This window comes from Ensifer sp. Root954, from assembly GCF_001429005.1.
GTDB classification, from domain to species: Bacteria; Pseudomonadota; Alphaproteobacteria; order Rhizobiales; family Rhizobiaceae; genus Ensifer; species Ensifer adhaerens.
The window spans coordinates 441,801-467,736 of sequence record NZ_LMJM01000023.1 but is presented as its reverse complement, the minus strand read 5'-3'; the positions used below and the strand labels follow the sequence as shown (position 1 = coordinate 467,736).

Annotated in this window: 20 protein-coding genes; 7 read left to right on the top strand and 13 right to left on the bottom strand. The window is 63.1% G+C overall.

Annotation, left to right across the window (positions count from 1 at the left end; genetic code table 11):
• On the bottom strand, positions 1 to 342 hold a 342-nt coding region (locus ASE71_RS36935; protein ID WP_244497370.1), incomplete at its 3' end, for an NAD(P)/FAD-dependent oxidoreductase.
• A gap of 455 nt (positions 343 to 797) precedes the next feature.
• On the opposite strand from ASE71_RS36935, the gene ASE71_RS16310 reads away from it, so the two are divergent.
• From ASE71_RS16310 to ASE71_RS16300, 5 genes are all read left to right on the top strand, one after another.
• On the top strand, positions 798 to 2,096 hold the full coding sequence (locus ASE71_RS16310; RefSeq protein WP_060516198.1) for an Hsp70 family protein: 1,299 nt from the start codon (positions 798 to 800) through the stop codon (positions 2,094 to 2,096).
• Between the two features lie 97 nt (positions 2,097 to 2,193).
• Entirely contained in the window at positions 2,194 to 3,078 is an 885-nt protein-coding gene (locus ASE71_RS16305; protein ID WP_060516533.1) for a uracil-DNA glycosylase, read from the top strand.
• Between the two features lie 174 nt (positions 3,079 to 3,252).
• Positions 3,253 to 3,429: a hypothetical protein gene (locus ASE71_RS36455; RefSeq protein ID WP_089043882.1), complete on the top strand. Its 177-nt coding sequence runs from the start codon at positions 3,253 to 3,255 to the stop codon at positions 3,427 to 3,429.
• A 74-nt stretch (positions 3,430 to 3,503) separates the two neighbouring features.
• Positions 3,504 to 3,659, top strand: coding sequence for a hypothetical protein (locus tag ASE71_RS36450; RefSeq protein ID WP_089043881.1), 156 nt, complete (start codon positions 3,504 to 3,506; stop codon positions 3,657 to 3,659).
• A gap of 197 nt (positions 3,660 to 3,856) precedes the next feature.
• Positions 3,857 to 5,149: an MFS transporter gene (locus ASE71_RS16300; RefSeq protein ID WP_060516199.1), complete on the top strand. Its 1,293-nt coding sequence runs from the start codon at positions 3,857 to 3,859 to the stop codon at positions 5,147 to 5,149.
• 8 nt (positions 5,150 to 5,157) lie between these two features.
• Here ASE71_RS16300 and ASE71_RS16295 read toward each other — a convergent pair whose 3' ends face one another.
• Positions 5,158 to 6,096, bottom strand: coding sequence for a DMT family transporter (locus tag ASE71_RS16295; RefSeq protein WP_060516200.1), 939 nt, complete (start codon positions 6,094 to 6,096; stop codon positions 5,158 to 5,160).
• A gap of 429 nt (positions 6,097 to 6,525) precedes the next feature.
• On the opposite strand from ASE71_RS16295, the gene pepN reads away from it, so the two are divergent.
• Positions 6,526 to 9,174: an aminopeptidase N gene (pepN, locus tag ASE71_RS16290; RefSeq protein WP_060516201.1), complete on the top strand. Its 2,649-nt coding sequence runs from the start codon at positions 6,526 to 6,528 to the stop codon at positions 9,172 to 9,174.
• Between the two features lie 182 nt (positions 9,175 to 9,356).
• Positions 9,357 to 11,684, top strand: a complete 2,328-nt coding sequence (locus ASE71_RS16285) for a PAS domain-containing sensor histidine kinase (RefSeq protein ID WP_060516202.1) — start codon at positions 9,357 to 9,359, stop codon at positions 11,682 to 11,684.
• A gap of 51 nt (positions 11,685 to 11,735) precedes the next feature.
• Here the strand turns inward: ASE71_RS16285 and ASE71_RS16280 are convergent, their stop codons facing one another.
• From ASE71_RS16280 to feuP, 11 genes are all read right to left on the bottom strand, one after another.
• Positions 11,736 to 14,690, bottom strand: a complete 2,955-nt coding sequence (locus tag ASE71_RS16280) for a bifunctional [glutamine synthetase] adenylyltransferase/[glutamine synthetase]-adenylyl-L-tyrosine phosphorylase (RefSeq protein ID WP_060516203.1) — start codon at positions 14,688 to 14,690, stop codon at positions 11,736 to 11,738.
• An 82-nt stretch (positions 14,691 to 14,772) separates the two neighbouring features.
• Positions 14,773 to 16,179 (bottom strand): sensor histidine kinase, encoded by a 1,407-nt coding sequence (locus ASE71_RS16275; protein WP_034789387.1) that lies wholly within the window; start codon positions 16,177 to 16,179, stop codon positions 14,773 to 14,775.
• Positions 16,176 to 16,874 (bottom strand): response regulator transcription factor, encoded by a 699-nt coding sequence (locus ASE71_RS16270; protein ID WP_034789385.1) that lies wholly within the window; start codon positions 16,872 to 16,874, stop codon positions 16,176 to 16,178. Before ASE71_RS16270 ends, ASE71_RS16275 begins: the two co-directional genes overlap by 4 nt.
• Positions 16,875 to 17,060: 186 nt before the next feature.
• Positions 17,061 to 18,620: a Do family serine endopeptidase gene (locus ASE71_RS16265; RefSeq protein ID WP_034789379.1), complete on the bottom strand. Its 1,560-nt coding sequence runs from the start codon at positions 18,618 to 18,620 to the stop codon at positions 17,061 to 17,063.
• A gap of 327 nt (positions 18,621 to 18,947) precedes the next feature.
• Complete coding sequence (locus ASE71_RS16260) at positions 18,948 to 19,403, bottom strand: cytochrome c-type biogenesis protein CcmH (RefSeq protein ID WP_060516204.1); 456 nt, start codon at positions 19,401 to 19,403, stop codon at positions 18,948 to 18,950.
• Positions 19,400 to 21,388: a heme lyase CcmF/NrfE family subunit gene (locus tag ASE71_RS16255; protein ID WP_060516205.1), complete on the bottom strand. Its 1,989-nt coding sequence runs from the start codon at positions 21,386 to 21,388 to the stop codon at positions 19,400 to 19,402. The genes ASE71_RS16260 and ASE71_RS16255 overlap by 4 nt, the downstream gene beginning before the upstream one ends.
• Complete coding sequence (gene ccmE / locus ASE71_RS16250) at positions 21,385 to 21,837, bottom strand: cytochrome c maturation protein CcmE (RefSeq protein ID WP_034789366.1); 453 nt, start codon at positions 21,835 to 21,837, stop codon at positions 21,385 to 21,387. Before ccmE ends, ASE71_RS16255 begins: the two co-directional genes overlap by 4 nt.
• Positions 21,834 to 22,976, bottom strand: a complete 1,143-nt coding sequence (ccmI, locus tag ASE71_RS16245; RefSeq protein ID WP_060516206.1) for a c-type cytochrome biogenesis protein CcmI — start codon at positions 22,974 to 22,976, stop codon at positions 21,834 to 21,836. The genes ccmE and ccmI overlap by 4 nt, the downstream gene beginning before the upstream one ends.
• Positions 22,977 to 23,106: 130 nt before the next feature.
• Positions 23,107 to 23,547 carry a membrane protein gene (locus ASE71_RS16240; RefSeq protein WP_034789364.1) on the bottom strand — a complete coding sequence of 147 codons (441 nt, stop codon included), beginning with the start codon at positions 23,545 to 23,547 and terminating at the stop codon, positions 23,107 to 23,109.
• A 237-nt stretch (positions 23,548 to 23,784) separates the two neighbouring features.
• Positions 23,785 to 25,170: a sensor histidine kinase gene (locus tag ASE71_RS16235; protein WP_034789363.1), complete on the bottom strand. Its 1,386-nt coding sequence runs from the start codon at positions 25,168 to 25,170 to the stop codon at positions 23,785 to 23,787.
• Positions 25,160 to 25,831, bottom strand: a complete 672-nt coding sequence (gene feuP / locus ASE71_RS16230; protein ID WP_034789361.1) for a two-component system response regulator FeuP — start codon at positions 25,829 to 25,831, stop codon at positions 25,160 to 25,162. The genes ASE71_RS16235 and feuP overlap by 11 nt, the downstream gene beginning before the upstream one ends.
• Positions 25,832 to 25,936: the final 105 nt, after the last annotated feature.

Here is a 25,936-nt window from a genome sequence, read left to right as displayed (position 1 = left end):
GTTGCCGTGATTGTTCATCAGCGGCGGCATCAGGAAGTTCGGCAGGCGGATCGAGCCGGCGGGCCCTAAGAACAGGAAGTGGTCGTCCGTCACTTCGGTCTTGAACGGATGGTCGGCCTCGTCGCGCCAGCCCGGCAGCAACCGGTCGATGCCGATGGGATCGACGACGGCGCCCGACAGGATATGCGCACCGACTTCGGCGCCCTTTTCGAGCACGACAACCGAAAGCTCCGGATTGACCTGCTTCAGCCGGATCGCCGCCGCAAGACCGGCAGGCCCCGCACCCACGATCACAACGTCGAACTCCATGCTCTCGCGTTCGGGCAGGTCTTGTTCGGTCATACCGTCTCTCCAGTCTCACCGGTCTTCTGCCGGCTCCGTTCCCAGGGCATATCATTCCGTCATGGCAAATGCAGTTTGGCTTGTCGAGCCGGGATGCGACAGACGATGCCCGCTTTTGCGCATGAGGTCATGAGTATAGGCAAATATCTATATGACGTGTACGTAAACGTAAATACATCAATTTGTCGCGCAGCGAAGCTATGACCCATGCGGCCTTGCTTTTGCCGAAGAGCCGTGCGACGAGGCCGCCGCACCCTTCCAGCGGTACGCGCTGGCACACCCCATTCGCAATCGGCACGCGGCAAGGCGCCTCTCGGCGTCCGGACGGCGTGTCTTTCGGCTTTGAAGCCGGCCGCCCATCGATCCCCGAAAGCGGCCCACGGAATTCATGTTGCGTCGCGCGCCACCGGCCCCACTCCGGGCGGCGAAGCGACGCCAGATGCAAGGAGACACTCATGGTCAAGGCACTCGGCTTTGATTTCGGCACCACCAATTCCGTTCTGGCGGTTGCCGCGGGCGAAACGACCCACTCGATGCGCTTCGACAGCCTCGCCGGCTCGACCGATGCCATGCGTACTGCCCTCTCCTTCATGAAGGATGCCAAGCTTGGCGCCCAGGCGCTGAAGGTCGAGGCGGGCCAGGCCGCAATCCGCGCCTTCATCGACAATCCCGGTGACTGTCGTTTCCTGCAGTCGATCAAGACCTTTGCCGCAAGCCCCCTCTTCCAGGGCACGCAGGTCTTTGCCAAGCGCCACAGCTTCGAAGACCTGATGCGCGTGTTCCTGACCAAGCTGCGCGACTATGCCGGTGACGGCTGGGCGGACCAGTACAGCCGCATCGTCGTCGGCCGTCCGGTGCACTTTGCCGGCTCCAGCCCCGACCCTGCGCTGGCGCTCGAGCGCTATGGCGCAGCCCTCTCCGAATTCGGCTTTCCGGAGGTGCACTACGTCTACGAACCGGTGGCAGCGGCCTTCTACTTCGCCCAGAACCTGAAGCAGGACGCAACTGTGCTCGTCGCCGACTTCGGCGGCGGCACCACCGACTATTCGCTGATCCGCTTCGAGACCAAGGCCGGGCGCCTGACGGCAACCCCGATCGGCCATTCGGGCGTCGGTATCGCCGGCGATCACTTCGACTTCCGCATCATCGACAACGTCGTCTCGCCGCTGATCGGAAAGGGGAGTCTGTTCAAGAGCTTCGACAAGCTGCTTGAAGTGCCGTCGAACTACTATGCGAATTTCGGCCGCTGGAATCAGCTTTCGATCTTCAAGACCTTGAAAGACTTCGCGGATCTGAAGCAGCTGGTGCGCCAGAGCCTTGAGCCGGAAAAGCTCGAAGCCTTCGTTGACCTCATCGAACACGACGAGGGCTACCCGCTCTACAACGCGATCTCGGCGACGAAGATGCGGCTGTCGCAGGAAGACGAGACCGAGTTCTATTTCGCGCCGCTCGGCGAAATGTCGCGCCGCACCGTTCGCCGCAGCGATTTCGAAGGCTGGATCGCGCCGGAGCTCGCCCGCATCGAGGGCGCGCTGGATGATGTGCTGCAGTCGACGGCAACGGCACCCGAGACGATCGACAAGGTGTTCTTGACCGGCGGCACCTCCTTCGTTCCGGCCGTACGCGGCATCTTCGAGCGGCGTTTCGATGCCGACCGGATCGAGAGCGGCGGCGAACTGCTGTCGATCGCCCATGGCCTGGCGCTGATCGGCGAGCACGAGGACATCGCCCACTGGACCGCGAACGCGGCCTGAGCCGACGTGCGAACCCGATGTGCATGACCTTGGATAGGAGGGCCGAGCACCGGAAAAGCAGTTCCGGTCCGGCTGCTTATGGGTTAGGTTGGCGGCCATGATTTCCGCCAACGACCTTTCTCCGGCGCAGCTTGCCGCCCTTCTCGCCTTCCACGGCGATGCGGGCGTCGAATGGCTGCTGGAAGAGGAACCGGTCGACCGTTTCGCCGAGTTCGAGGCGATGAAGGCAGCACGCGGCAACACCCGCGTGGCGGCAACCAGCAACCGGGCGGAGGCACCCGCTTCGCAACCGACGGCGCGCCAGACAGCGGCGGCCGCTGCTCCCACCCCTTCCCGCGCACCTGCCCCAGTCGCGAACGCCCCTGCGGTCGCCATCCCCGATGCGCAGGCGATCGAAGAGGCGCGCTTTGCCGCCGAATCGGCCCGGTCGCTCGCCGAGCTCCGCGTTGCGATGGAAGGTTTTGCCGGCTGCAATCTCAGGAACAGCGCCCGCAATCTGGTCTTTGCCGAGGGTGATCCGGCAAGCGGCATCATGATCGTCGGCCCGATGCCCTATGCCGACGACGATCGCGACGGCCAGCCTTTTGCGGGCCGCCTCGGCGAGATGCTGACCCGGATGATGGCGGGCATCGGCCTTACGCGCGAGAGCGTGCTCTTGAGCAATGTCGTGCCTTGGCGCCCGCCGGGTAACCGCGTGCCGACGGCGCGCGAGGCCGATATCTGCCGACCCTTCATCGAACGCCAGATCGCGCTGGCAGAGCCTAAGCATCTGCTGCTGCTCGGCAATTTCACCGCCCGTTTCTTCTTCGGCGGCAACGACACGATCCACCAGCTTCGCGGCGAATGGCGCGAGCTTGCGATCGGCGGCATTAACGTGCCGACCCTCGCCACCCTGCATCCGCAGGACCTGGTGACGGCGCCGATCAACAAGCGCTTCGCCTGGCAGGACCTGCTTGCCTTCAAGGCCCGCATTCACGGCTGATCCTAAAGCGCCCTGCCCGGATCGTGCTCCCGGCCGCTTGCCCGTTTCATGAACAAAGAATGAAGAAAGCCATGCGGTTTGCGCATATCAGCGGCGCATTTTGACGCATTGCAAAACGTCATGTTGCAGCGCAATATATTGGTACGGGAGGAATGGAATTTAAGGAATTGAACCATGACTGCCCGCTTTCGTCCGATCCACAGCAGCTTTGAGACGCTCCGCCACACTGGCGCTGCTTACCGGACGCCGTTCAACCGCTTTGGCACGGCAGCCAACGAGCAGATGACCGCGATCGGCCTCGCCCGGACCACCCGTCCGGCGCAGATTTTCGCCGACTTCATCCAGCGCTGATCCCCACGCGATACGCGGCTTTTGCGTATCGCGTGACGCATCGTTTGACCCGACACGAAGAAAGGAACGAACCCATGACCAAGCCGATTGCCAGCCTCAAGGTCCTGCTCGATTCGATCTCCGACATCGGTACGGCCGTGCGCGCCTCGCGCGAATATACCGTTCTCAGCACCAAGAAGGATGCACGCCGCGCCCATCGCACGGCCGTGAGCCCGTTGCTGCCGAACTGACTGCTGCCCGCAGGTATAAGCACCGCCTTTTTGCCATCGCCTGTCGCAATCGACAGGGCGTAAAAAACTGGATAGAGCCACACTCGTCCCGACTAAGGAGTGTCAGGCTCATCCGGCCCTGCCAGACCGTTCCTCGCTCCATCTGCGTTTGCTTGTCATCGGACAAATGACGAAGCGCCACGTTTCCAGGAGCGCCGATGCTGGCCAGCCTCGCTTCCGTCTTCAGCCTGATGGTGTCGACCCTGCTCATGATGGTCGGCTTCGGCCTGCAGAGCTATGTGATCCCCGTGCGTTCCGTCGCCGAGAACTGGTCGACGCTGACGGTCTCGGTGATCGCCACCGGCTATACGGTCGGCTTCACCCTTTCCTGCGTCGTCACGCCGAAATTCGTGCTGCGTGTCGGCCATGTGCGCGTCTTCACCGCGCTGATCACGCTGCTCTCCATCGCTATCCTGCTCTGCGGCCTCATCGTCGACTGGCGCCTCTGGATTGTGTTCCGTGCCATTGCCGGCTTTGCCATCTCCGGCAGCTATCTCGTCATCGAGAGCTGGCTCAACGAGCGCGTTACCAACGAGAACCGCGGCCTGCTCTTTTCGCTCTACCTGATCACGACGATGGTCGGCACGATCGGCGGGCAGTACATGGTGCCGCTCGGCGACCCGACAAACACGTCGCTGTTCATGCTCTGCAGCGTGCTGTTCTCGCTGGCGCTATTGCCGACGGCGCTCTCCTCCTCTCCCATGCCGGCGCCACCGGCACAGGCGAAGTTCGATATCCCCGCCCTCTTCCGCCGCTCGCCGGTCGCCGTCGTCGGCGGTTTTCTCGCCGGCGCGCTCTCCGGCGCCTGGCTGAATCTCGGCGGTGTCTTCACCCAGAAGATCGGACTTTCGACGGCGGAAGGCGCTACACTGCTCGCCTCGCTATTGACCGGCAGCGCCCTCTCGCAAATCCCGATCGGACGTCTCTCCGACAAGATCGACCGGCGCATCGTCATGGTTGGCTGCGGCATCGTCGGCGTCATCTCCTGCCTGGTGATGTCGGCATCGATCGGCAGCCAGCCCGCCGTTCTCTACATCATCGCCGCTTTCGTCGGATCGGTGCTCTTCCCGATCTACGCACTGAACGTCGCCCATGCCAATGATCTCGCCAAACCCAACGAGTATGTCGAAACATCCTCGGGCCTGATGATCACCTACGGGCTCGGCACGATTTCCGGCCCGCTGATGGTCGGTCCGGTCATGGATCGTTTCGGCCCGGCGGCGCTGTTTCTCGTCCTTGCCGTCTACTTCGCGCTCTATGGCGGCTATGCAGCCTGGCGCATTCTGCGGCGCGAGCAGCACAAGGGGCTCGTCGTCAAGACCGACTTCCAGGCAACGAGCGTCATGCCGACGCCCGGCCCTGATGTGACGAGCCCGGCTGCCCAGCAGGCGGCGCAGGAACCGCTGATCGACGACGATACGGTTCCGGCCTGGGAAAACCCGCGGCCGTAGGCCGTGGCTCAGCCCTGCGGCGTCACGTGCTTGCGAGCGCCCCGGCGCTCGAGGCCAAGCCGATGCTCACGGAAAATGATGAAGATGCCTGCACCGACGACGATGGCCGTGCCGACGAGCATGGCGGCCGTCGGGATATCGTCGAACAGGAAGTAGCCGATGATCAGGCCGAGCACGATCGAGGTATACTCAAATGGTGCGATCGTCGACATGTCGGCGTGGCGATAGCTCTCGGTCAAAAGGATCTGGGCGACACCGCCACAGAAACCGGCGACCATCAGCAACAGGAAGGCCTCGCGCGAGATCGACGGCCAGCCGAAGGGCAAGGTCGCGAGAGAGAAGACCGAGGCTGACAGCGAGAAATAGAGCACGATCGTGTGGGTGCGCTCATTCTTGACGAGTTTTCGTACCAGCACCATGGCAACTGCGCCCAGGGCCGCCGAAACCAGCACAGCAGCAGCGCCCAGCGCCTCCAGCGAACCGAAGCCGCCTTCGCGAAAAAGGGTCAGCCGTGGCCAGGTGATGATCATCACGCCGACCAGCCCGACGACAACGGCCGACCAACGGTAGAGCCGCACCGACTCGCCTAGAAAAATCGCGGCGAAGGCGACGGCGATCAGCGGCATGGCATAGCCGATGGCGATGGCTTCAGGCAGCGGCAGGTGCACGAGGCCGTAAAAACCGAAGCTCATTGCGAGAATGCCGACGAAGCCGCGAGCGATATGGCCGGTAAAATCTTCGGTCTTGAAGGCGTCGCGCAGCTGTCCGCGGAAGGCGAGATAGCCGAGGATCGGCACCATGGCGAAGGCCGAGCGGTAGAAGGTGATCTGGCCGGTGGCGATCTCGTTTCCGGCCGCCTTGATCAGCGTCGACATGCAAACGAAAATGACGACGGAAAGGACCTTGAGCAGGATCCCCTTCATCGGGCTTTCGACTTCCGCATCCATTGAGGGCACTTTTCGAACAGCCTTGACCGGCGATCAGCTGGCACGCGGGCTGGTTTGGAGATTTTTCAGCGGAGAGCACCGCTGCAGGACCGGGCCACCTTAGCGACGCTTTTCTCGAAAGTCGGATCAAACTTCGTGATGAATGACGTTTTTTCTTGATCGATTAACCTTCGACAGTAGGGCGGCCGGCTTTTCTTTAGCTGCGCCGAAAAAAACCTTTCCAATTCATGTCTTGTTAGTCCCACTTCGATACACATCGGTCCGATAAGGGAGCGGGAAGAATAACGGGCGCCATGTCTTTTCTGTCGGAAGTGCGGTCGCCGGCATCACAATCGTGTGGCACAGCCCAGCTTTTCGCCCCTTGGCCTTTTCACCATCACAGGCACCCTCTACAAATTCTCCAGTAGAACGGTGCAAGCGGGACTGACCATGCGGACAAATACTGGCCAGATCATTCATCTGGAAGACTACCGGCCGACCGACTTCGTTCTGGAGAGAGTGGATCTGACCTTCGAGCTCGATCCGAAGGAGACCAAGGTCGAGGCCCGGCTGATCTTCCATCGCCGCGAAGGTGTCGACAGTGCCGCGCCGCTCGTGCTTGATGGCGACGAGTTGACCATGACCGGCCTTTTGCTGGACCAGGAAGAACTCGCCGCAACGCTCTACGATGTCGCCGACGATACGCTGACGATCCGCGGCCTGCCCGAAACCGCCCCGTTCGAAATCACCATCACCACCCTGCTTTCGCCCGAGACCAATACGCAGCTGATGGGGCTCTACCGCACCAACGGCGTCTACAGCACCCAGTGCGAGGCCGAAGGCTTCCGCCGCATCACCTATTTCCCCGATCGTCCCGATGTACTTGCCGTCTACACGGTCAACATCATCGCCGACAAGGCGTCCTCTCCCCTCCTGCTTTCGAACGGCAACTATCTCGGCGGCGCCGACATGGGCGACGGCCGTCACTTCGCCGCCTGGTTCGATCCGCATCCGAAGCCGAGCTATCTCTTTGCGCTGGTCGCCGGCGACCTCGGCGTGGTCGAGGATACGTTCACAACGATGTCCGGCCGCGACGTTGCCTTGAAGATCTATGTCGAACACGGCAAGGAGCCTCGCGCCTCCTATGCCATGGATGCGCTCAAGCGCTCGATGAAGTGGGACGAAGAGGCCTTTGGTCGCGAATACGACCTCGACATCTTCATGATCGTCGCCGTCTCCGACTTCAACATGGGCGCCATGGAGAACAAGGGCCTCAACATCTTCAACGACAAATACGTGCTTGCGGACCCGGAAACGGCGACCGATGCGGACTACGCCAACATCGAGGCGATCATCGCGCACGAATACTTCCACAACTGGACCGGCAACCGCATCACCTGCCGCGACTGGTTCCAGCTCTGCCTGAAGGAAGGCCTGACGGTCTACCGCGACCACGAGTTCTCCGCCGACATGCGCTCGCGCGCGGTCAAGCGCATCGCCGAAGTACGGCATCTGAAGTCGGAACAGTTCCCGGAGGATGCAGGTCCCCTCGCCCATCCGGTGCGCCCGACGAAATACCGCGAAATCAACAACTTCTACACGACGACCGTCTACGAAAAGGGATCGGAAGTCACCCGCATGATCGCGACCATCCTCGGCCGCGATCTGTTCAAGAAGGGTATGGATCTCTATTTCGACCGGCACGACGGCCAGGCGGTGACGATCGAGGATTTCGTCGCCTGCTTCGAGGCGGCAAGCGGTCGGGATCTGCGCCAGTTCGCGCTCTGGTATCACCAGGCCGGAACGCCGCTGGTCACCGCTTCGGGCGCCTATGACGCGACCAAGCAGACCTTCACCCTGTCGCTCGAACAGACCGTGCCGCCGACGCCCGGACAGAGCGCCAAGGAAGCGATGCACATTCCGCTGAAGATGGGTCTGCTGCTCGAAGACGGCAGCGAAGCCGCGCTTGCCGCCGTTTCCGGCGCCGACATGACCGACGATGTCCTGCATCTGACAGAGCGCAATCAGACGGTGGTCTTCTCGGGCATCCCCTCGCGCCCGGTTCCGTCGTTCAACCGCAGCTTCTCCGCGCCGATCAACCTGCATATCGAGCAGAATGCCGACGATCTGGCGCTGATCGCGCATCACGAAAGCGACCTCTTCGCCCGCTGGCAGGCGCTCAATGCCATTGCGCTTGGCAATCTGGTCGAGGCGACGGCGAATGTCCGCGCCGGCAAGCCGGTCACCTCGGACAAGGCCCTGATCGACGGCCTGATCCGGGCCGCCGCCGACAACAGCCTGGAGCCGGCCTTCCGTTCGCAGGCGCTGGCCTTGCCGAGCGAATCCGATATCGCCCGCGAGATCGGCACCAACAACGATCCGGACGCGATCCACGCGGCCCGCCAGCAGATCCTGACAGCGGTTGCGGCCGCCGGGCGCGACACCTTCCTCAAACTCTCCGACGAACTCGTCTCCAGCGGAGGGTTCAGCCCGGATGCGGCAAGCGCCGGCAGGCGGGCACTGCGCAACAGCGCGCTCACCTACCTCGTTCAGGCCGATGAAGGGCCCGAGCGTGCCGCGAAGGCCTTTGCGGCCGCCAACAACATGACCGATCTCAGCCATGCGTTGGCGCTGCTGGCGCACCGCTTCCCGGATTCGGCCGAGGCGACAGACGCGCTTGCAACATTCCGCAAGCGTTTCGCCGACAACGCGCTCGTCATCGACAAGTGGTTCGCCGTGCAGGCGACGATCCCGGGCGCTGGAACGCTCGATCGCATCAAGGCGCTGATGAACGAGCCACTGTTCAACGGCAACAATCCGAACCGCGTACGCTCGCTGGTAGGCACCTATGCCTTCGCCAACCCGACCGGGTTCAACCGCGCCGACGGCGAAGGCTACCGGTTCCTCGCGCGCCAGATCCTCGACATCGACCCGCGCAATCCGCAGCTTGCGGCCCGCATCCTGACCTCCATGCGCTCCTGGCGTTCGCTGGAGGACAAACGTGCCGGGCATGCCCGCAAGGCGCTGAAAGAGATCGCCGGCGCGTCGAAACTTTCGGCCGATGTCGGCGACATCGTCGAGCGCATGCTCAAGGCCTGAGCATCGCCAACGCCTGATTTTCCTGGGGCCGGGCCACCAAGGTGGCCCGGCCTATTATTTTCCAACGATAAGAAATGGTTAACAAATCTTTACCAGTGCCTCTGGACAAGGCGAATCGCCCTGTGATTCATTGAGTCAGATTCGGGCGAGCGGCGCGCCGAATCATCAGAGGGTTTAGACAATTGGGAAAGATGGCGGACGCGCGACCAGCGAGCGCAGCCGACGGGCGGTTGCGACTCAAGCTTCCAGGCGTTACCGGCCTGGAGCAGGAGTTTATCTCGCAGGCGAAGATCTTTGCCGGGCCGGCTTCACGCCGCCTGGCAAACGCGGAGCCTGTTCTCAAGCGCTCCATCCCGATCCTGATCATTGCATTCCTGATCATCGTTGCGGTTTCGCGCATGTCCAGCATCATGGGCGAGCATGCCCGCATGGAGGAAAGTTCGCGCCAGACCGTTGGCCTTGCGGCGGCGATCGCCGTCGCCGCCTTCCAGACGGACGGCGGCGCGCTGTTCGATGAGGGCCGTCGTGCCGAGGCGGAGCAACGCTTCAGCCAGTTTCTGCCGACCGGCATGCTCGATCCAGGCACATTCATCCTCGCGGTGCGCAAGGACGGGCGGATCTTTGCAAGCACGGAAGGCGGTGGACCGCTCATCGGCCGCACGCTCGCTGCGGCCGCGCCCGACATCGCGACGCTGCAATATTTCGGCGAACATTCGAGCGTCATGAAGACGGCGATCGCAGGCGCCGACCACATCGTGGCGCTGGCGCAGCTGCCCGATGCGGCTGGCGTCGTGCTGGCGGCAACGCCGGTCACCCAGCTCGAAACGACCTGGCGAGACGAGGTTTCGCTGAACGTCACGCTGTTTGCCGGCATCTCGGCGATCCTGCTGATGGTGCTTTACGCCTACTACATCCAGGCCAAGCGCGCCCGCGATGCCGATTCGGTCTTTGCGGAATCGAACCTGCGGGTCGAGACGGCGCTCTCGCGCGGGCGTTGCGGCCTCTGGGATTTCGACCTTGCCAACCGTCGGCTGTTCTGGTCGCGCTCGATGTACGAGATGCTCGGCATGCCCGGTGAAAGCAGCGTGCTCTCCTTCGGCGACGCCGCAAGACTGATGCATCCGGATGATCACGGCATCTACAGCGTGGCCCGCACGATCGCGCGCGGCGACGCGCGCCAGATCGACCAGGTGTTCCGCATGCGGCATGCGGACGGTCACTATGTGTGGCTACGGGCCCGCGCCGAGATCATCCGCACGGCCTCGGGCCGGGCGCATCTGATCGGCATCGCCATGGATGTGACCGAACAGCATCGTCTTGCGCAGCGCTATGCAGAGGCCGACCAGCGGCTCGCCGACGCCATCGAATGTACCTCCGAAGCCTTCGTACTCTGGGACAAGCACGACCGCCTCGTCATGTGCAACACCCACTTCCAGGAGGCCTACAAGCTTCCGGATCACGTCCTGGTGCCCGGCACCGAACGCATAGCCGTGCATACGGCGGCAGCACGGCCGGTGGTCGAGCGGCGGATCGCCGACCCGGATCACAGCAACCAATCGCAGACGAGCGAAGTCCAGCTTGCGGACGAGCGCTGGCTGCAGATCAACGAGCGGCGCACACGCGACGGCGGCCTTGTCTCCGTCGGCACCGACATCACGCTTCTGAAGCGGCACCAGGTGCGCCTGCGCGAATCCGAACGGCGGCTGATGGCGACGATCGGCGACCTCTCGGCCTCGCGCATGACGCTGGAGCGGCAGAAGACCGAGCTCTCGGTCGCCAATTCGAACTATCAGGCGGAGAAGGACCGTGCGGAGGCGGCCAACCGCGCCAAGTCCGAGTTCCTGGCAAACATGTCACATGAGCTGCGCACGCCGCTCAACGCCATCCTCGGCTTCTCGGAAATCCTGCAGAACCAGATGTTCGGGCCCCTCGGCTCCGAGAAGTACAACGAGTATTCACGCGACATCCATGAGAGCGGCAAGCATCTCTTGAACGTCATCAACGACATCCTGGACATGTCGAAGATCGAGGCCGGGCACATGCGCATCAGCCGCGAGACGATCGACCTTGCGCCATTGATCGAGGAGACGCTGCGCTTCACCACCATACCGGCGGAGCAGAAGAACATTCACGTCGTGCAGCAGATCTCGTCGGGCCTCACCATGGTCGCCGATCGCCGCGCCATGAAGCAGGTGCTGCTCAACCTGCTTTCGAACGCGGTCAAGTTCACCAATGAGGGCGGGCGGATTTCGCTTCGGGCACGCAAGGTGACGGGCGCGGTGACGCTCACGATCGCCGATTCCGGCATCGGCATTCCGCGCGACGCATTGCAGAAGATCGGTCAGCCCTTCGAACAGGTGCAGAGCCAGTACGCCAAGAGCAAGGGCGGATCCGGCCTCGGGCTCGCGATCTCGCGCTCACTCACCCGCCTGCACGGCGGCAGCATGAGAATACACTCGACCGAGAATGTCGGGACCATCATCTCGGTCAGGATTCCGGACCGCACCTAAAGCAGCGACCCAAGCAGCGCGCGGACGTGCGCGCGCCTCCGGCTTTCCCCGCTACCCTGAAACGACCGATTGGAAGACACGGCGCACGGCCTTGGAGAGCCTGCGAACGTCCCCCTCCAAGGTTTTCAGGTCCGGATAATCCCCTGCCCGGCAGACGAGATCGATCAGGCCCGCCGGCGCTTCCTTCGGCTCGAACTCGCCCTCGATGCAGAGCCGCACGATCTGGGACAATTCAGTGAAAAGATGCAGCGCTTCCAGCGCAACATCGAGATCGTTCGGGTTCATCAGCGCATCACCAAGCAGCTTCAACGCGTCGGCGGTGTTGGTGCCTGATGTCAGCGGCTGAACGCCCTTGGCCGGCGCTACGAGCGCCAGATACTGGGTGATGAACTCGATATCGACGAGACCGCCCGGGATCAGCTTGAAGTCCCAGATGTCGCTCGGCGGTTTCTCGCTATCGATCATCTCGCGCATGGAGATCACGTCGGCGCTGACTTTGGAAACATCGCGCTTGCGCTCGAGGATCTCGGCGAAGATCCCGTTGGCCTCGGCCATCAGCCGGTCATCGCCGCAGATGCAGCGCGCCCGGGTCAGAGCCAGATGCTCCCACGTCCAGGCCTCTTCGCGCTGATACTTAGCAAAGGCGTTGATCCTGGTTGCGACCGGCCCCTTGTTGCCGGAGGGACGAAGCCGCATATCGACCTCGTAGAGAATGCCTTCCGCCGTCGGCGCGGAAAGTGCGGCGATCAGGCGCTGCGTCACCCGCGTAAAGTATCGCGTCGGATCAAGCGGCTTGGCGCCGTCGGACTCGGTTGCCGTCTCGTCGTAATCGTAGAGCAGGATCAGATCGACGTCGGATCCCGCGGTCAGCTCGTGGCTGCCGAGCTTGCCCATGCCGACAACGGCGATACGGCCTCCAGGGAAATCGCCGTGAACGGAGCGAACTTCATCCTCAACCGCCTTTACCGCCGCGGCGATGATGAGGTCGGCAAGATCGGTAAAGGCGCGGCCGGCTTGTGCGCCCGAGATCGCGCCGGTCAGGAGCCGAATGCCGATCAGGAAACGCTGCTCGGCGGCTATGATCCTCAGGCGATCGAGCACCTCCTCATAATGGCGAGCACCGCCGACGAAGTTGGCGATGCGTGGCGCCAGATACTCCCGCGTCGGCAGTTCGGCGAGCAGGCCGGGATCGAGCATGCCGTCGAAGACATGCGGGCGCGCGGCAATGATTTCGGCAAGCCTTGGGGCCGACGACATGACATTGACGATCAGCGACAGGAGGCCCGGATTGTTGCCGAGCAGAGAAAACAGCTGAATGCCGGCAGGCAGGCCGGAGATGAAATTGTCGAAACGCAGCAGCGCTTCGTCGGCGCGGCGGCTTTCGCCAAAAACCCGCAGCAGCTCCGGCGTCAGCTCTGTCAGCCGCTCGCGCGCCTCCACCGACTGTGTCGCGCGGTAGCGGCCATAGTGCCAGGTGCGGATCGTGTGGGAGATGTCCGACGGCCGCTGGAAGCCGAGTTTCTTCAGCGTCTCCAGCGTGTCCGGGTCGTCGCGCTGGCCAGTGAAGACGAGGTTGCCGGTCTCGGTCGAGAGCTTAGCTTCCTGTTCGAAAAGCTGAGCGTAGCGACGCTCGACGGTCTTCAGCACGCGCGAGAGGGCCCTGGAAAAGGCGGCTGTATCCTCGAAGCCGAGCATATAGGCGATGCGCTTCAGTTCCGCTTCGGTCTCGGGCAGGACGTGCGTCTGCTCGTCGCGCACCATCTGGATCCGGTGCTCGACATCGCGCAGGAACCAATAGGCTTCGACGAGTTCGTCAGCCGTCTCTTCGTCGATCCAACCGGCCTTGACGAGCGCCCGCAGCATAGGCTCCGTCGCGCGCTGGCGCAGGTCCGGCATGCGGCCACCAGCAATCAGCTGCTGGGTCTGGACGAAGAACTCGATCTCGCGGATGCCGCCGCGGCCGAGCTTGATGTTGTGGCCCTTGACCGCGATCTCGCCGTGCCCCTTGTGGGCATGGATCTGGCGCTTGATCGAATGAATGTCGGCGATCGCCGCATAGTCGAGATACTTGCGGAAGACGAAGGGGACCAGGTCCTTGAGGAAGTGCTCGCCAGCCTCGATGTCGCCGGCGACCGGCCGCGCCTTGATGAAGGCGGCGCGCTCCCAGTTCTGCCCCCTGCCCTCGTAGTAGAGCATCGCCGCTTCGACCGGGATCGCCAGCGGCGTCGAGCCCGGATCCGGGCGCAGGCGCAGGTCGGTTCGGAAGACGTATCCGTCGCCGCTGCGCTCCTGCAGGATGCGGATCAGGCGGCGCAACAGCCGGCCGAAGGTTTCCGAGGCATCGTCGCGATCGACGATTATGCCGGATTGCGGATCGTAGAAGACAACGAGGTCGATATCGGAGGAATAGTTGAGCTCGAAGGCGCCGAGCTTGCCCATGCCGAGCACGACGACGCCGGAACCGGCGCTCGGGTTTGCGGCATCGTTGACCTTCAACTTGCCGCTCTCATGCGCGCTCAGGAGCAGGTGATCGATCGTCGCCGACACGGCCGCACCGGCGAATTCGCTGAGCCAACGGGTGGTCTCGCGCCCGTCGAAATGGCGGGAGAGATCGGCGAGAGCGACGGCGAAGGCAAGTTCGCGCTTGGCCCTTCTGAGCCGCGCCATGATCTCGGTATCCGCCAATGCCGCGCCGCCTTCATTCGGCTTCCAGGCATCGCGGGCTCCGCGCACGCGCTCGCTCAGGAAAGTCGTGAGATCGGTCGAGAGAAGCTCTTCGAGAATGGCGGGGCGACTGTCGCCGGTGTCGCGAAGAAAAGGCGAAAGGGCAAAGGCCGAGACGATGAAGGTCTTGAACTGCGTTTCGGACGCAAGCAGGCTTGCGACCTTTTCATGACCCTTGGCCATATCCTTCAAGACCGAAAGCGCTGTCTTGGCATCGGCTTGTGTCGCCGGACGGATCGGCGTCGTCTCGATCGCCCAGCACTGCTGCACCTGTTCCTGCATGCCGTCTCCCTCTGGCCGGAGCGGACGGCGCGGAACAACTGCGCGCTGCTTCACTCCACTTCGTTCTCCCAAAACCGGTCTATCAGGTTGCAGTCATCGGGAAAACCATCTGAACCGTCAGCCCCTTGGCGCCATCTTCGGCGGAAGGAACCGTGTCGGCGAGATGCAGCGCGCCGTGATGCATCTCCATGACGGCCTCGACCAGCGACAGGCCAAGGCCGGTGCCAGGCTTGGACCGGCTCTCATCCAGGCGAACGAAACGCTTGATCACCTCGTCGCGCATCGCTGCGGGGATGCCCGATCCATGATCGGCAACCGACAGCAACACATTCCCCTCGCGCTTTTCGAGCGAGACTTTGATCAGAGGGTTCCCGGCGCCATCGGCATACTTGACCGCGTTGTCGATGAGGTTGCCGAGGGCCTGGCCGACCAGTTCGCGGTTGCCTGAAATCACGAGATCCTGGGCGATTTCGGCTTCAAGTTTCAGACCGCCATCTTCGGCCACCGGTTCGTAGAGCTCGACGCAATCGGCGACGATCTGCGAAAGGTCGATGTCGCTCATCTCGGCGACGGACGAGCCGGCCTCGACGCGCGAAATCATCAGAAGCGCGTTGAAGGTGCGGATCAACTGATCGGATTCGCCGATGATCTCCTCGAGCGCACCGCGCTGGCTCGTGCCCTTGCGGGAAAGTGCGGCTTCCGCCTTGTTGCGCAGCCGCGTCAGTGGCGTCTTCAGATCGTGAGCGATGTTGTCGGAGACCTGCCGCAGCCCTTCGTTCAGCTTCTCGATGCGGCTGAGCATTGCGTTCAGTGATTCCGACAGCCGGTCGAACTCGTCGCCGGAGCCGCTCATCGGCAGACGCTGCGACAGATCGCCGGCCATGATCTTGGTGCTCGCCTCCGACATGCGGTCGATGCGCTTCAAGGCGTTGCGGCCGATGCCGAACCAGATGACGAGGGCGCCAAGCCCCATGACGCCGAGCGCCACCATCAGAGCCTGGCGCACAAGGGCGCGGAACTTCTGCGGCTCCTGCAGGTCGCGGCCAACAAGAATGCGCAGACCATTGTCGAGCACCAGCACATGGGCAAGCGCTACGTGGGTGTCCTTCTTGCTCTCGTCCGTATAGCGCTGATAGGCGAAGGGACGTTCGGTCCAGCCTTCGCTGTCGAGCAGGCCCGGCTCCAGGCTGGCAACGTTGCCGGCGAGGATTTCGCCGCTCGGTCCCGCAATCACGTAGAGATTGGCTCCCGGCTGGCGTGCCCGCCGCTCGAGCGAGCGCAACAGGCCGTTCATGCCGGCGCGGCTATAGACCTGCTCGATCTGCGCCACCTCGGCGGTGACCGCGTCACGGGTCTGCTGCTGCAGCAGCCGCTCCGACATGCCGGTGACGTAGAAGACGAGAAAGGCAGCACAGAGAGAAAAAAGAATGAGGTAGAGGGCGGAAAGCCGGACTGCGGTCGTTCTGAAGAGAACGCGAAGCTTGCTCATGCGGACGCCCGGTCATCCTTGATCATGTAGCCGGCACCGCGCACCGTGCGCAGCAGCGGCACATCGAAATCCTTCTCGATCTTCGAGCGCAACCGCGAGACATGCACGTCGATGACGTTGGTCTGCGGGTCGAAGTGGTAGTCCCAGACGTTTTCCAGCAGCATGGTGCGGGTGACGACCTGGCCGGCGTTCTTCATGAGATATTCGAGCAGGCGGAATTCGCGCGGCTGCAGGGGAATTTCCTTTCCCTGCCGGCGCACGGAATGCGAAAGGCGGTCGAGTTCCAGATCGCCAACGCGGTAAACCATGTCCTGATCGGGCGTGCCCTTGCGGCGCCCAAGCACCTCGACACGGGCGAGCAATTCATTGAAGGCGTAGGGTTTCGGCAGATAATCGTCGCCGCCGGCGCGTAAACCCGTGACCCGGTCATCCACCTGGCCGAGCGCCGACAGGATCAGCACCGGCGTGTGGATGTCCTTGCGACGAAGCTCGGTGATGACAGAGAGACCGTCTCGACGCGGCAGCATGCGGTCCACCACGAGAACGTCGTAATTGTTCTCGCTGGCCATGAACAGGCCGCTCTCGCCATCGCTGGCGTGATCGGACACGATGCCCGCCTCACGGAAGGCTTTCGCCAGATAGGCTGCCGCCTCGAGATCGTCTTCAATGATGAGAATCTTCATACGCGCGACCATAGTCCCGGACCCCTGTCTGTCTCAACCGGTTTCGACTTTCGACAACCGGGTTGGCGAGTGCTCTCGTGAGGGAAAGCGGGATGGGCGGAGAACCGCACACACCTTTTCAAATCCCGCTCCAAACGGCGAGCGCCGCGACATCACTTGGAAATCGCGGCGCTCCGGTCAATCATTTGACTGCCGCGATCAGCCCTTGTCGATCGGAAGGGCCACGAAGCGGCTGCCGTTGTCGGCCTCGATCTGGAAGAGCGCCTTGCTACGGCCGTCCTTCTTGGCAGTGTTGATGACCTTCAGGATGTCGTCGGCGGACTTCACCTCCTGATTGTTCACCGAGACGATCTTTTCGCCCTGCTTCAGGCCGCGATCGCTGGCATCAGAGTCTTCGTCGACCGAGGCGATGGTGACGCCCTTGCCATCATCAGACGGCACGACAGAGACGCCAAGGTCGGCCAGTGCCTGCTCGCTCGACGGCTGGGCTTCTTCGGACTGGTCGTCCTGGCTCTTGGCAGCGTCCTTGTCGTCCTTGGGCAGCGTGCCGATTTCGAGTTTGACGGTTTCCGCCTTGCCGTCGCGCCACAGGGCCAGATCGACCGTGGTGCCCGGGCGGATTGCCGCAACCTTGCGGGCAAGGTCACGCGGATCCTTGACCGTGTCGCCGTTCAGCGCGGTTACGACGTCACCCTTCTTGATGCCTGCCTTTTCACCCGGCGAGCCGGTCTGCGGTTCGACGACGAGCGCGCCGCTTGCTTCCGAAAGGCCGAGCGATTCGGCGATGTCCTTGGTAACGGGCTGGATCTGCACGCCGAGCCAGCCGCGGGAAACCGAGCCGTCCTTGATCAGGTCGGTGACGACATCCTTGGCAACGGTCGACGGGATGGCAAAGGCGATACCGACGTTGCCGCCGCCCCTCGGCGAGAAGATCGCGGTATTGATGCCGACGACTTCACCGGAGAGGTTGAAGGTCGGACCGCCCGAGTTGCCGCGGTTCACCGCCGCATCAACCTGCAGGTAATCGTCATAGGGGCCGGAGCCGATATCGCGGCCACGCGCCGAAACGATGCCGGAGGTCACCGTGCCGCCGAGACCGAACGGGTTGCCGACGGCAACGACCCAGTCACCGACGCGGACCTTGCTGTCATCGGCCCAGCCGACATAGGTGAACTTGCGCTTGTCATCGACCTTGAGCACAGCGAGATCCGTGCGGCTATCCTTGCCGACCAGCTTGGCATCGAGTTCGGTGCCGTCGTTGAGGATGACCGTGAAGGCCGAACCGTCGGAAACAACGTGGTTGTTGGTGACGAGGTAGCCGTCTTCGGAGATGAAGAAGCCGGAGCCCTGAGCGGTCGGACGCAGGCGGCCTTCGCCATGCGGACCACGGCGGTTGGGGCCGCGGTCGGCACGGTCATCGCCGCGCGGACCGAATTCCTTGAAGAAGCGCTTCAGCGGGTGATCGTCGGGCAGATCGTCGAAACCGCGACCGTTGAAATCGAAGCTGAAGTCGCCGCCATCTTCGGCCACCGGGTTGACGCGCGACTGGACGCGCACCGAAACGACGGCCGGCGAAACGGCATCAACGACATTGGCAAAGCTCGGCACCGACGGCGCTTCCACCTTCACCGGATCGGCAAAGGATTGCGAGATGCTTGCCGGCAGACCCGAGGTCAGCATGACGGCGGCAAGGCCGGCGATGGTCGAGGTCTTCAGAACGGTCTTGAGGGAGGGACGCAGGGATTTGGTCGTAAACATCCGTTTTGCCTTTTCTCTTCCTAGATGCCATCGGAGACGGCACCGAAACCTGGTTGCGAAGCCGCCTCAGGGAAGGCGGAATTCGTTTTGGCTGACTGGAGGAACAGCCTATGACGAAAGATGTAACGGATGGGACCTTACTGAGTTCTGTCCGGAAAATGAATTTTTGGTAATGTTGTGAAGAGCTGGCCCGGGCTCGGCCAAAGGCCTGCCGGGGACTGCGTGTTGGCGCGAACGGCATTGCCCGCCACCGGCAGGGATCTCAAGCGATATCAAGAGATTAGTGCTGAAGCCGGTCCAACGAATGCGCGTTCGGCGAGCGCTGCATTAAGGCTGAAGCAGCTTCTTCAGCTTTTCCTTCTCGTCCTCGGAAAGCGGCGTCCCTTTTGGCTGGGCGCCGCGACGGCGAGAGGCGATGACGAGGGTAATCGCCCCGACGAGAAGCAGGGTCGCCGGCATGCCCCAGAGGATCAGGGTCTTCGTCTCGAAGCGCGGCTTCAGCAGTACGAATTCGCCATAGCGGGACACGACGTAATCGATGACGGCCTTGTCGCTGTCGCCGTTCGCCAGCCGCTCGCGTACAAGCACGCGCAGGTCCTTGGCAAGCTCGGCGTTGGAATCGTCGATCGACTGGTTCTGGCAGACCATGCAGCGCAGTTCCGCCGAGATCGCCCGCGCCCGCGCTTCAAGCGCGGGATCGGCAAGCACTTCATCCGGGTTGACGGCAAAGGCCGAGCTGACAGGCGCGAGCAACAGCAGGAGTGCCAGGAGCAGACGGTTCATTCCGCAGCTCCCACTGGCACCGCCTTCGGTCGCTTGGCCCTGGCCGGCGCGCCGACGCGCAGGCGGCGGTCGCTCAAGGAGACGAAACCACCCGCCATCATGAACAGGGTACCGCCCCAGATGCACAGGATCATCGGCTTCCACCAGATGCGCACGACGATGCCGCCTTCGCTGATCTGATCGCCGAGCGAGACGTAGAGTTGGCTCAAGCCGAAGGTGCGAATGCCCGCCTCGGTCGTCGGCATGCGGCGCGCCTGGTAGAGACGCTTCGAAGACCAGACGTCGTCAATCGCAACGCCACCGCGGCTGATGGTGAAGTGGCCGGACTCCTCGGAATAGTTCGGGCCGCTGCCATTGCGCATGCCGTCGAAGCGCAGGGTGTAGCCACCGGCATCCACCGTCATGCCGGGCTTCATCTCGACCACGGTTTCGGTCTCGAAGGCCGTGACCGCGACGATGCCGATCAGGGTGACGCCGAGGCCGATATGCGCAAGCGCCGTACCGAAAGCCGAACGCGGCAGGCCGGAGAAGCGCCGCCAGGCCACGTTGCCTGCGACCTTGCCGAGGCCGGAGCGCAGCGCCAGGTCCGTCAACGAACCGACAATCACGTAGACGCCAAGGGCAATGCCGAAAAGCGCCAGAACCGGGCCGCCATTCATGAAGTAATAATAGGTGACGCCGAAGAGCAGGCCGATGGCAACCGCGGCGAAGAGCCGCTGCGAAACGCCAGCAAGGTCGCCGCGCTTCCAGGCAAGCAGCGGGCCGAAAGGCACCGCAAAGAGCAGCGGCAGCATCAACAGGCCGAAGGTCATGTTGAAGAAGGGCGGCCCGACGGAGATCTTGTCGCCGGTCAGCGCTTCGAGCACCAGCGGATAGAGCGTGCCGGTCAGGACCGTCGCGGTCGCCGTCGTCAGGATGAGATTGTTGAAGACCAGCGCACCCTCACGCGAGATCGGCGCGAAGATGCCGCCGGCTTTCAGGTGCGAGGCGCGCAGGGCGAAGAGCGTGAACGCACCGCCGATGAAGAAGACGAGAATGGCGAGGATGAAGATGCCGCGCGTCGGGTCGGTAGCGAAGGCGTGGACCGAAGTCAGGACACCCGAACGCACGAGGAAGGTGCCGAGCAGCGACAGCGAGAAGGTCATGATCGCAAGCAGCACGGTCCAGATCTTCAGCGCCTCGCGCTTTTCCATGACGAGCGCCGAGTGCAAAAGCGCCGTCCCCGCGAGCCACGGCATGAAGGAGGCGTTTTCGACCGGGTCCCAGAACCACCAGCCACCCCAGCCGAGCTCGTAATAGGCCCAGTACGAACCCATGGAGATCCCGGCGGTGAGGAAGGTCCAGGCGGCAAGCGTCCAGGGACGGACCCAGCGAGCCCAGGCGGCGTCGATGCGGCCCTCGATCAAGGCCGCGATGGCAAAGGAGAAGCAGACCGAAAAACCGACATAGCCGAGATAGAGCAACGGCGGATGAATGGCGAGGCCGACGTCCTGCAGGATCGGGTTCAGGTCCTTGCCCTCGCCCGGCGCGGGCATCAGCCGAGCGAACGGATTGGACGTCAGCAGGATGAAGAGCGCGAAGGCCATCGCGATCCAGGCCTGCACGGCGAGCACGTTGGCTTTCAGGGTTTCCGGCAGGTTGCGCCCGAAAGCGGCAACCAGCGCCGAGAAAAACGTCAGGATCAACAGCCACAGCAGCATCGAGCCTTCATGGTTCCCCCAGACGCCCGAGATCTTGTAGATCAGCGGCTTCAGCGAATGGGAGTTTTCCCAGACGTTGCGGACCGAGAAATCCGAGGTCACATAGGCGAAGGTGAGGACGGCAAAAGCGAAAGCGACGAGCAGAAAGCAGGCGACGGCGGCGCTGGATGCGAGTTCCATCAGGCCGCGATCGTTCAATCGTGCGCCAAGGATCGGTAAGGCGGCCTGAATGACCGCCGTCGCCAACGCCAGAACCAGAGCGTAGTGTCCGAGCTCGATGATCACTTGATGGTTTCCTTCCCGCTGAGCTCGACGCCCTGCGCCTTCAAACGGTCGGCGACATCCTTGGGCATATAGGTCTCGTCATGCTTGGCAAGAACGGAATCGGCCACGAAGACCGAGCTTCCGGCAACGAAGGTTCCCTCCGTCACCACGCCCTGCCCTTCGCGGAACAGGTCAGGCAGGATGCCGGTATAGGTGACCGGCACGCCGCTCAGCGTATCGGTGACGGTGAAGGTCACCGTCTTGCCGTCGCCGCGCTTGACGGAGCCGGTTTCGACGACACCGCCGAGGCGGATGCGGGTTCCCGGCGGTACGTTGGCCTTTTCGAGGTCGCTCGGCACATAGAAATAGGCGATCGCCTGACTGAAGGCGAACATTACGAGGAAGGCTGCAAGCACCAGGAAGCCGACACCGCCGCCGATGATCGCCAGTCTTTTTTGTTTGCGCGTCATTGCGTTACTCCGTCGGTGGCAATCCCGAGCTCACGCGCCAGCGCCAGCAGCTGCTTGCCGCCGTCGCCATCGGCCGGGAAGGTTTTCAGGCCTTCCCTTAGCGCGGCCAGTGCCTTGTCTCGTTGATCAAGGACAACATGGGAGCGGATCAGACGCGCCCAGCCTTCGAGATTATCGGGATTTTCCTTCAGCCGGCTTTCGAGGCTGCCGACCATGCCCCGGATCATTTCCTGGCGATCGCCGGCGCTCATGCTTTCGGCGGCGGCCACGTCATCGGCACTTGGATTGCCGGGCGCTGCAGCGCTGGTGGCGCCGGCGCCCCCCAGTTCTGCCACGTGCTGCTTGACGAGCGGCAGCCAGGGCGCGTCGGCGGGTGATGTCGCGACCAGTCGGTTGAAGGCAGTCAGCGCTTCCGCGCTCTTGCCTTCCTGCTTGAGGCCGAGGGCAAGATAGAATTCCGAGCGCGGGTCATTGGGATCGAGCGTCAGCGCCTGCTTCAGCGCGTCCTGCGCCTTGCTCGTCACGACGCCGTCGGACTGCACGACCATCGCCTCGGCATAGCCGCCGAGACGTGCCGGCGTCGGGCCAAGCAGGCGGATCGCCCGGTCATAGGCATCGACCGCATCTTCGACACGGCCGTTGCGCATGTAGATCGGCGCAAGCAGGTCCCAGCCGGCGCCATCATTCGGGTTTACCGCCAGATGATTCTCAGCCTTGGCAATCAGGATGTTGATGTCGCCATTGGGATCGGCCAGGCGTGCGGCCAGCGGCTGCGCCGGCATGCCCGGGCTGCCCGTCAGCAAGTAAAGACAGAGGCCGACGGCCGGAAGACAGAGAAGCACGAAGGCCTGGGCCAGGCGGCTGACACCGCGGCGCGGCGCGGCAGCCGCAGTCGCCTCACTGTCGCTCTCGCCAGCAGCCAGCAGCCGGCGCGCAACTTCGGCGCGCGCAAGCTCGGCGTCGTCGCCGCCGATCAGGCCGCTATCCTGGTCCCGCTTCAACTCTTCGAGCTGGTCGCGATAGACCTCGACATCATGGCTGTGGGGAGACGACGGGGCTTCCCCCGCCCGCAGCAGCGGAAGGATGAGCACGACAGCGACAGCCGCCGTCAGAGTGGCGACGAGGATCCAGAACAACATGGAAGCTCAATACTATGGCCCCCATGCCATTCCAACTCGAAAACCCCTTATGACGGAGATTTGAGGCGTTTCGCCGCAACGGCGGCCCGATCCGCCTGAGCACATCCGGGAGAGCCCGGCCGGCTACGCCTTAGGTCAGCGGTGTCCAGCTGCCGTCCGGGTTGCGGCAGGCAGCACCCCGCGCCGTCTTCGGCTGTCCCTTGACGGTAACCGTGTGGCTATACTGGCGGCAGTTCTGCGACCCGACCTGATAGGGAGCGGCCGCAACGACCGAACCGTTGACGCCGCGCCCGTCCCAGGTCACCGGCTGCCCACCGGGGGCCGCTTCAAGTGCGCGGTACTCCGCTTCCAGAGCGCGCTGACGGTCGGATGTCCCGATGTCGAGATCGGTGAGACGCGCGATCACCCCACCCTGGAGTGCCGCGATGTAATTGGTCGAGGTAGCACCACGCGTTGCCGTCGAGCCGAGGCCGGCGGCCGCGCCCTTGCTGCCCGTCGTGCCGCATCCGGCAAGCGCGACGGCCGAGGCGATCACAACGATCCTGCCGCCGACGACAATAGCCCGTGTCATTTCTGCCTGGTTCCTCATGATCCGCGACACTCAATCATCCTATCCGAAGCCGCATTCTTAAGCTCGTTCCATTCGAGCACGATGACGACTAGTCCTTGATTTTCTTTTGGCATTCCCCGCGTGCCGAGGCAACGGCGAGCCCTGCGGGTGTGACATTTTCAAGCACGGGTGTGACCCCTAAATCACGATGGATTCGCAAGCGAGCGACGCCGGAACCACGCATTTCCTCATCACCCTCTAAACGGCCGCCGGCAAAACCAGTTCCGCACGCAACCCTCCCTCGTCCCGTCGCGACAGGGTGATGGTGCCCTGATACTCCCGGACGATCTCGCTGACGATCGAAAGACCGAGCCCGGTCCCGGGCTTGCTTTCGTCGAGCCGCTTGCCGCGCTTCATCGCCACGGCGATCTGGTCGGGATTGAGCCCCGGCCCGTCGTCGTCGATGTCGAGAACGATCCACTGCCGGCCGGGCTCCTTGGCATGAACCTCGCTCGGTGCAGGCCTGACATTCAGCCACACCTCGCCACGGGCGTGGCGGGCGGCATTTTCGAGCAGGTTGCCAACGGTCTCCTCGACGTCCTGCAGCTCCATGGCAAGAACCAGTCCCGGAGGGTTGATCGACAGATGGACCTGCTTTTCCGGATTGAGCTTGCGCATGACACGCACGAGGCGTTCGAGCGCCGGCTGCGCTTCGGTCCGCGCCAGCACGGACTCGCGCTGCGCCGCAATCCGGGCGCGGCTCAGATAGGATTGAACCTGGGTCTGCATTGCATCGACCTGAGTGCGCACCAGCTCGCCATGCGATGCCTCGAGCACCCGGGCCTCGTTGAGCAGCACCGCGATCGGTGTCTTCAGCGAATGGGCAAGATTGCCGACCTGCATGCGGGCGCGCTCGACGATGCGGCGGTTGCTGTCTATCAGGGCATTGACCTCGTTGGCGAGCGGCTGGATCTCACGCGGGAAAGCGCCGTCCAACCGTTCGCTTTCGCCGGCACGGATCTTTTCCATCGAGCGCCGGACCTCATCGAGCGGCCTCAGGCCGAAGAGAATGGTGAGCGCGTTGACCCCGAGCCCGCCCAGACCGAAGATGGAGAGCGCGATCGTCAGGTTGCGGGTGAAGCGGTTGATATCGGCCTCGAGCACGTCGCGGTTGCCCGCCACGCGAAAGCGCGCCGTATGGCCCTGGATGTCGAGAACGACCTCGGTCTCGGAGACCTCGACTTCGTTCCCGAAGGGATCCTTGGTGGTGTAGAAGCGGACATAGCCGGTATCGAACGGCACCTCGTCGACGCTGGCGATCGGTAGCTTGCCGTTGCCGAGCGAAGTCGAGATCAGGGGCGGCGTATCGAACTCACCGATCGGATCGACGATCCAGTACCAGCCGGTCTGCGGTTGCGAAAACCGGAGGTCGCCAAGCTGCGGACTGCCCGACAGCACCGTCCTCTCGTTGACGGAGATCGAGTTGACGACGTTGAAGAGCTGGGCGCGCAGCAGGTCTTTGAAACCGCGCTCGGAGCCCTGGCGATAAAGCTCGGAAATCACCACGCCGATCACGACGAGAGCCACCACCGCCCAGACGGTGGAAACCACCAGAACGCGTGCGGTGAGCGATCTAATTGCCATTGCCCGGCGCTTGCATTCGGTATCCGAGACCGCGCACCGTTTCGATCAGATCGTTGCCGATCTTCTTGCGCAGCCGGCCGATGAACACTTCGATCGTATTGGAATCGCGATCGAAATCCTGATCGTACATATGCTCGACCAATTCTGTGCGCGAAACGACCTGGCCCATGTGGTGCATGAGATAGGAGAGCAGCCGGAACTCGTGCGACGTCAGCTTCAATGCGACGCCATCGACCGTTGCCTTGGAACCCTTGGTGTCGAGGCGCACTGGGCCGCAGACGATCTCCGAGCTCGCATGGCCGGCGGCGCGCCGGATCAGGGCGCGAATGCGGGCAAGAACTTCTTCGACGTGGAAGGGCTTGGCAACATAGTCGTCGGCGCCGGCATCGATGCCGGCCACCTTGTCGCTCCAGCGATCACGCGCCGTCAGGATCAGAACCGGCATGGTCTTGCCATCGCCGCGCCATTTCTCAAGCACGGTGATGCCGTCCATTTCCGGCAGGCCGATGTCGAGGATCACGGCATCATAGGGCTCGGCGTCGCCGAGATAGTGCCCCTCCTCGCCATCATAGGCCTGGTCAACGACGTAGCCGGCCTCCTTCAGCACCTCGGCGAGCTGCCGGTTCAGGTTGGCGTCGTCCTCGACAATCAGAATGCGCATCCGTCTTTACTTCCTCTCGCGGCCATCCTGCTGCATGCGTCGCCAAATCTGGCTGATTTAAGGATAAGAACACGCAGCCATTCAAAGTGCTACAGCGACCTTCGT

Excerpts from the sequence above, each read along its gene's own strand:
- ASE71_RS16310 (WP_060516198.1), top strand. The coding sequence starts at position 798 with ATGGTCAAGGCACTCGGCTTTGATTTCGGCACCACCAATTCCGTTCTG.
- feuP (WP_034789361.1), bottom strand. The coding sequence starts at position 25,831 with ATGCGCATTCTGATTGTCGAGGACGACGCCAACCTGAACCGGCAGCTC.
- ASE71_RS16240 (WP_034789364.1), bottom strand. The coding sequence starts at position 23,547 with ATGACACGGGCTATTGTCGTCGGCGGCAGGATCGTTGTGATCGCCTCG.
- ASE71_RS36450 (WP_089043881.1), top strand. The coding sequence starts at position 3,504 with ATGACCAAGCCGATTGCCAGCCTCAAGGTCCTGCTCGATTCGATCTCC.
- ASE71_RS16235 (WP_034789363.1), bottom strand. The coding sequence starts at position 25,170 with ATGGCAATTAGATCGCTCACCGCACGCGTTCTGGTGGTTTCCACCGTC.
- ASE71_RS16275 (WP_034789387.1), bottom strand. The coding sequence starts at position 16,179 with ATGAGCAAGCTTCGCGTTCTCTTCAGAACGACCGCAGTCCGGCTTTCC.
- ASE71_RS16295 (WP_060516200.1), bottom strand. The coding sequence starts at position 6,096 with ATGGATGCGGAAGTCGAAAGCCCGATGAAGGGGATCCTGCTCAAGGTC.
- ASE71_RS16260 (WP_060516204.1), bottom strand. The coding sequence starts at position 19,403 with ATGAACCGTCTGCTCCTGGCACTCCTGCTGTTGCTCGCGCCTGTCAGC.
- ASE71_RS16270 (WP_034789385.1), bottom strand. The coding sequence starts at position 16,874 with ATGGTCGCGCGTATGAAGATTCTCATCATTGAAGACGATCTCGAGGCG.
- pepN (WP_060516201.1), top strand. The coding sequence starts at position 6,526 with ATGCGGACAAATACTGGCCAGATCATTCATCTGGAAGACTACCGGCCG.
- ASE71_RS16300 (WP_060516199.1), top strand. The coding sequence starts at position 3,857 with ATGCTGGCCAGCCTCGCTTCCGTCTTCAGCCTGATGGTGTCGACCCTG.
- ASE71_RS36455 (WP_089043882.1), top strand. The coding sequence starts at position 3,253 with ATGACTGCCCGCTTTCGTCCGATCCACAGCAGCTTTGAGACGCTCCGC.
- ccmE (WP_034789366.1), bottom strand. The coding sequence starts at position 21,837 with ATGACGCGCAAACAAAAAAGACTGGCGATCATCGGCGGCGGTGTCGGC.
- ASE71_RS16265 (WP_034789379.1), bottom strand. The coding sequence starts at position 18,620 with ATGTTTACGACCAAATCCCTGCGTCCCTCCCTCAAGACCGTTCTGAAG.
- ASE71_RS16305 (WP_060516533.1), top strand. The coding sequence starts at position 2,194 with ATGATTTCCGCCAACGACCTTTCTCCGGCGCAGCTTGCCGCCCTTCTC.
- ccmI (WP_060516206.1), bottom strand. The coding sequence starts at position 22,976 with ATGTTGTTCTGGATCCTCGTCGCCACTCTGACGGCGGCTGTCGCTGTC.
- ASE71_RS16280 (WP_060516203.1), bottom strand. The coding sequence starts at position 14,690 with ATGCAGGAACAGGTGCAGCAGTGCTGGGCGATCGAGACGACGCCGATC.